Source organism: Labilibaculum euxinicum (genome assembly GCF_009795715.1).
In the GTDB taxonomy this organism is placed as follows: domain Bacteria; phylum Bacteroidota; class Bacteroidia; order Bacteroidales; family Marinifilaceae; genus Labilibaculum; species Labilibaculum euxinus.
The window spans coordinates 1-12146 of the sequence record NZ_WTCR01000016.1 but is presented as its reverse complement, the minus strand read 5'-3'; the positions used below and the strand labels follow the sequence as shown (position 1 = coordinate 12146).

Here is a 12146-nt window from a genome sequence, read left to right as displayed (position 1 = left end):
ATACGAGATAAAAGATATGAGCGGAAAAGTGTTTGGAGTGGCCTTAGGCCCTGGAGATCCTGAGTTAATTACGGTGAAAGCTTTGAACTGTTTGAAGAAATCAGAGAAGATTTACTATCCGGCAACGCAATCATCAAAAGGGAATCAGGATAGTTTTTCATTGGTGATTTTGAAACAACTGGGTGTAGAAGAGAACAAGTTTGTTCCGATTACAGTGCCGATGAGCAAGGATCGATCGGCGGCAGAAAAAGCATATGCAGATTTGTTTCTGAAAGTGCAGAAGGATGTTGGAGAGGGCAAACAGGTAGTAGTGGTGAGCGAAGGAGATATTTCATTTTTCAGTACTTTTTCCTATTTACTTGAAGATTTCAGGAAGAATAGTGTCGATTTTGAGATGATTCCGGGAGTTCCGGCTTTTATTTTGGGAGGATCAGCAGGAAAACTGGCATTGGCAACTCAGAACGATAAATTATTAATAGCTCCAGACATAGAGGATGAAGAGGAACTGAAATATCTGCTGGAGCAGAACCAAACTGTCGTTTTGATGAAGTTATCAATGGTTCGTGATTGGATTAAAGTATTCATTCAAAATAGTGATCTGAAGTTCTTTTACGGTGAATATTTAGGAACTCAAAAGCAGTTTACCTGCACCGATATGGAAAGTCTGAAGGACAGGAAAATTCCATACTTCGCCATTTTAATTTTTTACGGAAATAAATAATATATCATGCCAAATAGATTAGGAAAAATAACCGTTGCAGGCCTTGGACCAGGAAGTCCGGATCTGTTTTTAAATCCGGCAATAGATGCAATAAGAGAAGCCGATGTGGTGATCGGATACAAATATTATTTTCAGTTCATAGAATCATTCCTGAAAAAAGGAACAGAATGCATGGATACGGGAATGCGTCAGGAAGTGCAGCGCGCCGAAAAGGCATTTGAATTGGCTGAAACAGGGAAAGATGTTGTTGTGATCAGCTCTGGCGATGCCGGCATTTACGGAATGGCATCGCTTGTTTTTGAGATGGCTGAGAAAACACAATCGAAAGTAGAGCTAAAAGTTATACCCGGGATTTCTGCTTTTCAGGCTGCGGCTGCAAAATTGGGTGCACCGTTAAGTCACGATTTAGTCATTCTTTCCTTGTCGGATTTACTCACCAGTTATGCTTTGATCGAGAAGAGAATAAAGGCAGCTGCGATGGGCGATTTCGTAACTGCAATTTACAATCCGAAAAGCAATAAAAGATATTGGCAATTGTATCGCTTACGGGAACTGTTTTTGGAGGAACGAGAAGAAACAACACCAGTTGCCATTGTGCGCCAGGTGGCTCGTGCCGAGGAACAAATTACTTTGACAAACCTACGCGATTTTGATCCTGAAATGGTAGACATGTTTTCGCTGGTGATTGTTGGGAATTCACAAAGCTATATTTCAGGTGATCGGTTTATTACACCACGTGGATACTACAGTAAAGAAGAACAGGAGGGAAGACCGGGTCCTTTGATTATGCAGGAAAGCTTTCGAACAATTGCTGCAGAATTGAAAGAAATGGATTTACCCTTGGAAACGAAATGGATTCTTTTGCATTGCATTCATACTTCGGCAGACTTTGAATTGGCTGAGATTTTGAAAGTACAGAATAATGCAGCTCCAAAATTGAATGAATACCTCCAAAAAGGAGGTGTAATCATTACTGATGTTACTATGGTTCAGTCGGGAATTCGCAAAAAAGCCTGCGATAGAATGGGCGTTGAGATCAAATGTTATTTGCACGATTCCCGCACCATGGAATTGTCCGTAAAACATGGTATCACCCGCACTCAGGCGGGAATTCGTTTGGCAGTAGAGGAGCATCCGGATGCATTGTATGTGTTTGGAAATGCGCCAACAGCATTGATTGAATTAACTGATTTAATGAGAAGTAAAAGCATTCAGCCAGCCGGGATCATAGCTGCTCCGGTTGGATTTGTAAATGTAAAAGAATCAAAACACAGAGTGAAGAGTTTTACAGATTTACCCGCTGTTATTATTGAAGGACGAAAAGGTGGTTCAACATTGGCTGCAACTATTGTGAATGCCATTTTAAGCTTGGAAGATGCTTACGATTTAAAACCCGGAAGAGATGTTTAATTTTTACATCATTGGAATACCCGACCGAATGGAAGTAAGTCTATCTGATGAGGTGAAGGAGGTGCTGCAAAATCATCACTATTTCTCGGGAGGAAAGCGCCACAGAAATTTGGTTGCTTCTTATTTGCCTGAAAATGCCAAATGGATTGATGTTGTTATTCCATTGGAGGGAACCTTTCTGGTTTACGAGCAGATAGATGAACCCATTGTTGTGATTGCATCCGGAGATCCATTATTTTTTGGTATCGGTAACACGATCAAGTGTCGTTTCCCGGACACAAAAATAAAGGTTTACCCTTATTTCAACAGTTTACAGTTGCTGGCACATGAGTTTCAATTGGCATATGGCGAAATGACAATTTGCACCCTGACCGGAAGAAATTGGGTGAATTTGGATCAGGAGTTGATTCGCGGTAAAAAATGCATTGGTGTTCTTACCGATAAGAGAAAAACACCGGCCACAATTGCGGCAAGAATGCTGGATGCCGGTTTCGACAATTACAAGATGATTGTAGGTTCAAAACTGGGAGGAGAAGAACAATATTGTACAGAAATTTCATTACATGAGGTTGTTGATAAGGACTTTGCTCATCCAAATTGTTTGATTCTAATTCAGGAGAGGGAGATCAAACGGACATTGGGCATTCACGAGGCTGATTTTCACATTCTGGAAGGCAGGCCAAAGATGATAACCAAGCGAAGCATCCGATTGAATTCCATTTCATTTTTGGAATTGGATGATGCAAAACACCTTTGGGATGTAGGATATTGCACGGGTTCGGTTTCTATTGAAGCCAAGCAGTTTGCCCCGCATTTGCAGGTGACTGCTTTTGAACGCAGAGAAGAATCGAAAGAGCTTTTGAAGCTGAATCAACGAAAATTTTGCGTGCCTGGAATAGATGGCATTCACGATGATTTTTTCAATATTGATTTGTCTGCAATTCAAAGTCCGGATCGGATCTTTATTGGCGGGCACGGAGGTAAATTAAACGAAATGATGAATCGGTTGTGTGCTGTTTTGCACGATGATGGGATCATTGTTTTTAATGCGGTTAGCGAAGTAACAAAGCAGGATTTTCTGAGGGCAGCAAAAGAACTTCAAATGGAGATTACCGATCAGATGATTATACAGCAGGATGATCACAACCCGATTGTAATATTTCAGGCTAAAAAAAGGAATTAACCACAAAAGAAAACGAAGTAACACAAAGGAAAATAATTAAGAAAAGCTATTGGCGACAGGCTAATAGCTAAAAGAAAAAAATACATGAGCAATACATTCATCATTATCAATAACAGTTTTGCTATAGCAACTGCCGAACGCATTACTGCAAAAATGGAAGGAAGTACGATTGTTTCTGTTGCCGGATATCCGGGCAGCAATAAAATTTCTTCTTTACCGGATTTTCTTTCAGAATCTTTTCAGGTTGCCGATTTGCTGATTTTTATTGGAGCTATGGGCATTTGCGTAAGAAGTATTGCTCCTTTTATCCAGAATAAAGCGATAGATCCGGCAGTAATCAATATGGATTTGCACGGAAAATATGTGCAGTCGGTTTTGTCGGGACACAAAGGCGGTGCGAATGAGTACGCTCAGCAAATTGCTGAAATCACCAATGGAACGGCGATAATTACAACAGCTAGTGATACATTGGAGGTATGGCCATTGGATATCTTTGGCAAAAAATATAACTGGACGAATGAATATCAGAATGTTTCTGAGAACGATTTGATTGCTGCCTTTGTAAATCAGAAGAAAACAGCATTACTTTTAGAGGTGAAAAACGGGGGGACGCAAAGCTTGCAGGATTCCTGTCCTGATTTTGTGGAGGTTTTCTATCAATTTGATCAGATTAAACAAGAAGATTTTGATTTGCTGATAGCTGTGACTCCCGCTTTGTACGAAACAAATATTCCAAGTTTGTTTTTCCGCCCTAAATGCATCGTGGTTGGTACCGGTGCACAAAAAGGAATTGGAGTAGAAGCTTTTGAAAATGAATTAAGATCCCGGTTTGAGGCGAACCGCTTGGCTTTTGCATCCTTAAAAAGCATTCACAGTATCACAGTAAAGGCCAACGAAGAGGCTTATAAACAATTCAGCGAGACAACTAATTTATCCTTCATTACTTATTCTTCCGAAGAATTAAATGAGAAGGAAGGTGAAGTTTCCTATTCTGAGGCAGCGCATCGTGAAGTGGGAGCTGTAAATGTATCCGAGGCATCGGCGCTAATTGCGAGTGGTGCGAAAGCCTTGATCCAAACCAAAAGCAAGCATGTTGATGCAAATGGAAAGCATTTTACTTTGGCTCTGGCAATGGATGCAAAACAGGAGCGGAAAGGGGAGATTTTTATTGTTGGTGCGGGGCCGGGAGCACCCGATTTAATATCTGTTCGTGGCAAAAGTCTTTTGAAAAGAGCTGATTTGATTTTATATGCCGGAAGTTTGGTACCAAGGGAATTAACCGATTACGGAAAAGCTTCCTGTGTGATTCGAAACTCTGCAGATTTAACTCTCGAAGAGCAGTTTGATGTGATGAAGGAACATTACGACGGAGGAGGATTGGTTGTGCGTTTGCATACTGGTGATCCTTGCATTTATGGTGCTATTCAGGAGCAGATGAATTTCTTCGATCAGCACGAAATGGATTATGAAATTGTTCCGGGTATTTCCTCCTTTCAGGCTGCCGCTGCACGTTTAAAATCTCAATTTACAATTCCAGAAAAGGTTCAATCAATTATTCTGACCCGCGGAGAAGGCCGGACACCGATGCCGCCAAGAGAACAATTGTCCGAGTTCGCAAAATTCCAAAGCACGATCTGTCTGTTTTTAAGTGTGACTTTGGTGGATAAACTGCAGGCTGATTTACTGGTAGGATATCCGGAAAACACACCGGTGGCTATCTGTCACAAACTAACCTGGAAAGAGGAGAAGATTTGGAGAGGTGAGTTGAAAGATCTGGTAAAAATTGTGAAGGAAAACAAACTATCCTTAACGGTGATGATTGTGGTTGGTGAAGCCATTGGAAACCGCAAAAACAGATCATTATTATACGATCCTAAATTTACACACGGCTGCAGAAAGGGAATTGATAATTAATAAGCAGCATCAATTCAGATTACGATATGGGAATTATTTGCCCTGAAAGGGCGGAAGAAGTTAACACAGGGCAACGTCCTGTGTTAAAAAGGCAAATTATAAGTTTAGCCCTGAAAGGGCGAAAGAGAGAAAATAAATTGCAATGAAAATATTATTATTCGGGGGAACAACAGAGGGGAAAGCAACATCAAATTGGTTGGATGATTTGGAAATTTCACATTTCTATTCAACAAAAACGAGTTCTGGAAATTATGAATCCAGATTCGGACAGAGAATTTGTGGTGCGATGAATGTGGAAGAGATTTGTACCTTTTGTTTGGAAAATGAAATTGATTTACTGATAGATGCAGCACATCCTTTTGCAGAAGTCTTGCATCATAGTATTGCGGATGCAGCAAATCAATCGGGTTTGCCTGTTGTTAGAGTGGAGCGCGATGCAGTACTCCGAATTGACAGCAAATGGATACGATATCACCACAGTCTTGTATCCGTCTTAACGGATTTACAGTCACAAAAGTATGCAAAAATACTTTCCATGGTTGGCGTAAAAGCCTTACCGGTGATTCATAAAATCGTGCCAAATGCTAATATATGGTATCGGATTCTTGATTTTCCTTCTTCACTGGAAATTGCCCAAAAGGCAGGTGTTGAAGCCGAAAAATTGATTGTTTCGGATGCATTTGATGGAATGGAATCCATTGAAAATTTATTGGTTGATGAGGGAATTGAAGCCATGATTACGAAAGAGAGTGGCTACTCGGGTTTGTTGGATCAGAAAATGAATTTGGCGGTAAAACATCAAATTCCATTGTACGTGATTGCCCGACCCGACTTACCCAACTACGATGAGACGATAAGTAATCGGGAAAGGCTGCAGAAATATTTGAAGAATCGGTTTGGATTGGAGCGAAAAGAATTGGCTCATGGTTTTACTTCGGGGACTTGTGCTGCAATAGCTGCGAAAGCAGCCTTAAAATTACTCTTAGGAGAAGAATTGCAGCTAAAAGAGCGCATTGCTTTGCCCGATGGTGGAATTTGTGAAATGCAATTGCATCAGAACAGATTCATGGAAGATTTTGCTTTGTGCTCGGTGGTGAAAAACTCCGGCGACGATCCGGATATTACCGACGGAATGGAAATTGGCGCCTGCCTGAGGTGGAATGATGCGAATTGCATTCGTTTTGTGAAAGGGGAAGGTGTGGGAACGGTTACTTTAAATGGTTTGGGAATTCCCTTGGGCGAACCGGCAGTAAATCCTGTTCCCCGAAAGATGATTGCATTCGAATTGGAACAAATTCTGGAAGAGTATGATATTAATAGAGGTATTGATGTTTCGGTATTTGTGCCCGTAGGTAAAAAACTGGGAGCGAAGACTTTTAATCCCAAGCTGGGAATTGTTGATGGTATTTCCATCATCGGAACTACCGGAAGAATTAAGCCTTATTCTTTGGAAGCCTATGTGCAGACCATTCAAAAACAGTTGAACTTGGCTGTGCTGAACGGGAACAAACACATTGTGGTAAATTCCGGAGGAAGAAGCGAACGATATCTGAAAGAGAAGTTTCCTGATTTGGGCGATTTGGCTTTCCTGCAATATGGGAATTTTATTGGCGAAATGCTGCAAACAATGAATGCTTCGGGTGCCGAAAAAGTAAGCATGGGAATCATGACTGGCAAAGCAGTGAAACTGGCTGCCGGACATCTGGATACACACAGCAGTAAGGTTGTTTTAGATCATGATTTTTTGATGGGATTGGCAAGAGATTGCAGTTATTCCGAAGAGATTATTCAACAAATTGGAGAAATTAAAATGGCGCGGGAACTGGAAGAATTAGTTCCATTTATGGGAGATGAACCATTTTTTAAAGCTGTAAAATTTAAATGTGAAAAGGTTTGTAAGCAAGTTATTACAGACTGCAGTTTCGAGCTTCTTTTAATCAGCAATAATGGAGTTATTATTTAGAGTTATGAATTTCAAAAAAAATGATTAAAACAGGAATAGGCAGGAAACAGTATTTAAGATTCTGTAGTAACTACTATATACTAAATAAAATATGAGAAAAAAACTATTTGTACTACTTGCGTTTTTACTTCCTTTTCAGGGATTTAGCATGCATATAATGGAAGGCTATCTGCCGGCAGGCTGGTCTGTTTTTTGGACCGTGGTTTATTTGCCATTTTTTGTTTGGGGTGTAAAGGTGATTCAGAAAATAGTAATAAAACATCCTGAGCTAAAAATGCTTTTGGCATTGGCGGCAGCTTTTGCTTTTGTATTGTCGGCATTAAAATTGCCATCGGTTACCGGCAGCAGTTCGCATCCTACCGGTGTTGGTTTGGGCGCATTGTTGTTTGGCCCGATTGTAATGAGTGTGTTGGGTGTTTTGGTTCTTATTTTTCAGGTGTTGCTGTTGGCGCATGGCGGCATTACCACTTTGGGGGCTAATGCATTTTCGATGGCATTGGCCGGTCCGGTGGTAACATTTGGTATTTATAAATTGTGCGCCAAATTGAAATGCAACCGCTCTGTTTCCATTTTTTTAGCTGCATGTCTGGGTGATTTAACTACCTATACAGTTACGGCCTTACAGTTAGCCCTGGCCCATCCCGATACGCATACCGGTGTAGCCGGAGCTTTTGTGAAATTTGCATCTATTTTTAGCTTAACGCAAATTCCAATTGCTGTTGTTGAAGGATTAATCACTGTTTTGGTGATGAATATTCTGATTAAAAATGTACCGGATTGGGAAGGAATAAAACTGAATCTTCAAGCTCCTAAATTGTAAGCATATGTTGAAATTTGTTCTTAAAAATCAAAATAAATTCCTGTTTTTGGCAATAATTGCCATTCTAATTGGTGTTTTTGTTTACGTTGGTGATTCTGAATTTGGAGGTGCCGACGGACATGCCGAAGAATATATTACAGAAGCCAATCCTGATTACAAACCGTGGTTTTCGAATATTTGGGAGCCTCCAGGAGCCGAAATTGAAAGTTTACTATTTGCGCTGCAGGCAGCTTTTGGAGCTGGGGTTGTTTGTTATGTGTTAGGATATTATAGAGGGAAGAAGGCAGTTAAAAGGCTCAGTTAACAATTGGAAATTAATAATTATTGTTAGTGCAAGGAATTGCCAATAGGCGAAGGGATGGATTTTTACTAATTTTTAATTCAAATAAGTGTTTATAAGCGAACAATACATACTAAGAAAACCGATATTCGGATTGTACAGCATGGAAAAGTTTATTCTTTTTATGGTGCTTCTTAATTGTGCTTTGCTTTCCGGGAATTTGTATATGCATTTGTTTCTGATATCATTGATTTCAATTGGCTTTTTAACTCATGGAATTGACCTGATAAAACTGCTTCGTTTAATTGCGTTGCCTTCTGGATTTATTGTGTTGGGAAGTATTTCAATCGCTTTTTCTCTGCATGCCGATCCCGAAAACAGTTTGTTTTGCTTCGATAGCATGGGATTGTGTATTGGTTTGGAAACAGCAGGATTGCACAAGGCTTTGGATTTGTTTTTTAAGGCAATGGCGGCTGTAATGGCTCTAAATTACCTAATTCTTTCCTGTTCCCTGTCAGAACTTAACGATATAGGACGAAAATTGAAAATCCCTTTGATTTTGCGCGAACTATTTGTCTTAACCTATCGTTATATTTCATTGCTTTTTACTTTTACAGGTCAGGTTCACATTGCGCAGCGAAATCGTCTGGGTTATGCCAGGCGAAAACAATCCATTTTATCGGTGGGGATGTTGTTTTCCTCTGTTTTTATCAAAAGTCTTCTGTTTTCGAATCGGAGTCTGGAAGCGCTTCAGTCAAGAGGTTATCACGGCGAATTTTATTTTCGGCAGCAAAAGGAAGCCTTGAGATTAAAACAGGTTTTATCGATGTTGGTATTTGGAATCCTGTTACTTTTTCTTGATAATTATTCAAACTTGTTCGATCTGATTTCTCACATCTAAAATCTCATATCTTAACGAAATGATTCAACTTCAAAACATAGAATACACATATCCCGAAGGCACAAAAGGACTGGAAGCTGTTTCTTTGCAGATTGAGCAGGGAAGCAGGGTGGCTTTTCTGGGAGAGAACGGTGCCGGAAAATCAAGTTTGTTTTTGGTTTTGAATGGAATTCACAAACCTCAGAAAGGAAAGTATGTTCTGGATGGAAAACAATTTGGCTTTTCGACCAAAGAAAGAAAGCAAATGGCACACAAAGTAGGTTATGTGTTTCAGGATCCGGAAGTGCAGTTGTTTGCCGCAAGTGTGTACGAAGATGTGGCATTTGGTCCCTTTAATTTGGACTTGGATAGAAAGGATATTGAAATCAGGGTAGAAAAGTATCTAAATTTGCTGCGTATTCAGGAATTGAAAGACAAAGCCCCGCATCAGCTGAGTTACGGACAGAAAAAGCAGGTTGCTGTGGCAGGAGTTTTAGCTATGGAGCCTGAAATTATTTTGTTTGATGAGCCTTTTGCCTGGCTCGATAACCGGCACAAGCAAATTATGAATGAGATTATTGATGATTTGAACAAACAAGCTAAAACGGTACTGATTTCCACACATAATCCGGATTTTGCTTACGAATGGGCCGATCAGGTAATTCTGATGAAAGAAGGGAGAATCATTGCTGCCGGGTCACCTGAAAAAATAATGAGCAATAGAGTCTTGATGCAGGAAATTGGCATGGAATTGCCTTTGGTGGTGCAGTTCGCAAAAAAAGTGGGAATGAATAACCATTCCCGATCGATTCAATCTCTATTGAAGGAAATTTAATTAATTCTTCTCCATCAACTGCTTGTAAATATTGATCAGATGATCTGTTTTTGTGTAGATATTGAACTCCTTTTCAACAGCTTTTCGACCTGTAACCGAAAGCTCCTGTATCTTATTTTCATTGTTCAATATTTTTTTTAAAGTCACGGCCAGCTCTTCTGCAGTATTGTTTTCGTAGATGATCCCACCCTTTGATTTATTAACAATCTCGGCAAATGCACCCAGATTGGGTTGCACAACCGGTACGCCCGAAGCCATACTTTCCAATAAATACAAGCCAAAGGCTTCACCATTCCGCACAGGAACCGAAATTAGTTTCACTTTTTTGAAGAACTTGTGCCTTCCTTCCCCGTTAAAATCTTCGTGAAATTCAACCTGTTCCAAAAGTCTTTCTTCTTTCAATTTTTGCCGGACTTGTTTTAGTAAAGGTTTGTCGTCACCGGTTGATCCGCCGGTTACGATCAATTTCACATCTTGGCAGGCAGTATCTTTTTTCAGTTCGATAAAGGCATCAACGATAATATCGAAACCATTTCCTTCGCACATTCGGGAAATGTAACCGATGTTTCGGTCTTTTGTATGGGGAGTTGCATAGGTATATTCATTCGGATCAACACCCAAATGGTTGATAAATACTTTCTCTTTGGGAATGTTCATTTTTTCCAGAGAAACTTCCGCGTAAAAATTACTCACAGCAATAAATGCATCCAAATATTCAGCTTTGGTACTCATCAGCGCCCAAATTTTATCTCTAAATGAGTCTTTCATGGCATCAACCCACACATCTTCATCCTGCAGCGAGCAAACCAGTATGGCATTCGGAAATTCCTTTTTTAATTTAGGAGCCAGTCCTAAAAGCAGCGCATTCGACAAATGAATTACATCGGGGGTAAGATATTCTGCCATCCAGCTTACCATGCGGTTGAGCTCCTCTTTCTGCTTTCCTTCTTCTCCCATCAACATCGAAACAGTCATTTCTTCCAGACCTTTTGCATTGGTTGATCCGGCCATAGAAGCTGCCAGTTTTAACATGGGGCCAGAGTTCAATAAGCGATCCACCCAGGCGGGTGCATGTCTGAAAACAGGATACAATTGCTTTAGATAAATGCTGATGGCTCCATAAAAAACGGGAATATCATTCAAATCATGCTCATCGGAAAATAAGGGGAGATACATGGGTATTTTGGTTACCTCATGTCCCTGCTTTTTCATGGCAAGATGAAATTTATCGTCGCGCAAACAATTGCCGCAGTAAAAACTGCCACCCGAACCGGGTATGATTTGAAGAATGTTCATTTTTCTGATTTTTATGGAACACACAAGATAGCAAAATCAGTTAAAAGTAGTTCAAACAGAAAGTGCCTTAAGTCGAAATCAATGACAACTTAAGGCACTTTTTAATTTTAATTGTTAGAGGCTGTAAGGTCTTTTTGCTTTTTCCTTGAAACTTGTCCCTTGTAGCTTTAGTTCTACTTGTCAAACTGCTTGGCCTCTTCCCAAATTTCATCCATTTCTTCCAGATTCATGTCTTTTAGGTTTCGTCCTAATTTCATGGTTTTACTTTCCAGATAATTGAATCGTCGGGTGAATTTCTGGTTGGTGCGTTCCAGTGCATTTTCAGGATTTACACCATACAAACGTGCCGCATTAATCAAGGAGAAGAACATATCGCCAAATTCGGCTTCCATTTTGTTCTGATCGCCATTGATAATTTCTTCCTGCAATTCCATCATTTCTTCTTTCACCTTCTCCCAAACCTGCTCTTTTTCGTCCCAGTCGAATCCTACACCTCGTACCTTATCCTGAATTCGGTTGGCTTTTACCAAAGCTGGCAGACTTTGCGGAACACCTTCCAAAACCGATTTGTTACCGTCTTTTTCCTTTAGTTTCAGTAGTTCCCAGTTTTCTTCTACCTCTCTGGCATTGGCAACTTTGGTATCGCTAAAAATGTGAGGATGACGATAGATGAGTTTTTCGCTGATGCCATCACAAACATCAGCAATGTCGAAATCGTTGGTTTCAGAACCTATTTTGGCATAGAACACAATGTGGAGCAGAATATCGCCCAATTCTTTCTTTATTTCCTGATTTTCACCCTTTAAAATGGCATCGGCCAGCTCGTAGGTTTCTTCAATGGTCA

General features: G+C 40.2%; 11 protein-coding genes. 9 read left to right on the top strand and 2 right to left on the bottom strand.

Annotation, left to right across the window (positions count from 1 at the left end; translation table 11 throughout):
* The first annotated feature begins 16 nt into the window (after positions 1 to 16).
* The 9 genes from cobI to GQR60_RS17605 all read left to right on the top strand — a co-directional run bounded on the left by cobI (position 17) and on the right by GQR60_RS17605 (position 10006).
* Entirely contained in the window at positions 17 to 721 is a 705-nt protein-coding gene (gene cobI / locus GQR60_RS17645; RefSeq protein ID WP_124994204.1) for a precorrin-2 C(20)-methyltransferase, read from the top strand.
* A 6-nt stretch (positions 722 to 727) separates the two neighbouring features.
* Positions 728 to 2131 carry a precorrin-3B C(17)-methyltransferase gene (gene cobJ, locus GQR60_RS17640; RefSeq protein ID WP_124994203.1) on the top strand — a complete coding sequence of 468 codons (1404 nt, stop codon included), beginning with the start codon at positions 728 to 730 and terminating at the stop codon, positions 2129 to 2131.
* Entirely contained in the window at positions 2124 to 3314 is a 1191-nt protein-coding gene (gene cbiE, locus GQR60_RS17635) for a precorrin-6y C5,15-methyltransferase (decarboxylating) subunit CbiE (protein ID WP_124994202.1), read from the top strand. Before cobJ ends, cbiE begins: the two co-directional genes overlap by 8 nt.
* 84 nt (positions 3315 to 3398) lie before the next feature.
* Complete coding sequence (cobM, locus tag GQR60_RS17630; protein ID WP_124994201.1) at positions 3399 to 5228, top strand: precorrin-4 C(11)-methyltransferase; 1830 nt, start codon at positions 3399 to 3401, stop codon at positions 5226 to 5228.
* Positions 5229 to 5370: 142 nt separating this feature from the next.
* Positions 5371 to 7191: a cobalt-precorrin-5B (C(1))-methyltransferase CbiD gene (gene cbiD / locus GQR60_RS17625; protein ID WP_124994200.1), complete on the top strand. Its 1821-nt coding sequence runs from the start codon at positions 5371 to 5373 to the stop codon at positions 7189 to 7191.
* Between the two features lie 91 nt (positions 7192 to 7282).
* Positions 7283 to 8011: an energy-coupling factor ABC transporter permease gene (locus GQR60_RS17620; RefSeq protein ID WP_124994199.1), complete on the top strand. Its 729-nt coding sequence runs from the start codon at positions 7283 to 7285 to the stop codon at positions 8009 to 8011.
* A 4-nt stretch (positions 8012 to 8015) separates the two neighbouring features.
* Positions 8016 to 8315, top strand: a complete 300-nt coding sequence (locus GQR60_RS17615) for an energy-coupling factor ABC transporter substrate-binding protein (RefSeq protein WP_124994198.1) — start codon at positions 8016 to 8018, stop codon at positions 8313 to 8315.
* Positions 8316 to 8454: 139 nt separating this feature from the next.
* Positions 8455 to 9192, top strand: a complete 738-nt coding sequence (gene cbiQ / locus GQR60_RS17610; protein ID WP_124994197.1) for a cobalt ECF transporter T component CbiQ — start codon at positions 8455 to 8457, stop codon at positions 9190 to 9192.
* Between the two features lie 19 nt (positions 9193 to 9211).
* Entirely contained in the window at positions 9212 to 10006 is a 795-nt protein-coding gene (locus GQR60_RS17605) for an energy-coupling factor ABC transporter ATP-binding protein (protein ID WP_124994196.1), read from the top strand.
* Here GQR60_RS17605 and GQR60_RS17600 read toward each other — a convergent pair whose 3' ends face one another.
* Together GQR60_RS17600 and mazG are read right to left on the bottom strand one after the other, a co-directional pair.
* Positions 10007 to 11302 (bottom strand): glycosyltransferase family 4 protein, encoded by a 1296-nt coding sequence (locus tag GQR60_RS17600; RefSeq protein WP_124994195.1) that lies wholly within the window; start codon positions 11300 to 11302, stop codon positions 10007 to 10009.
* Positions 11303 to 11475: 173 nt separating this feature from the next.
* Positions 11476 to 12146, bottom strand: a 671-nt coding sequence (gene mazG, locus GQR60_RS17595; RefSeq protein WP_124994194.1) for a nucleoside triphosphate pyrophosphohydrolase, incomplete at its 5' end; no start/stop codon positions are given.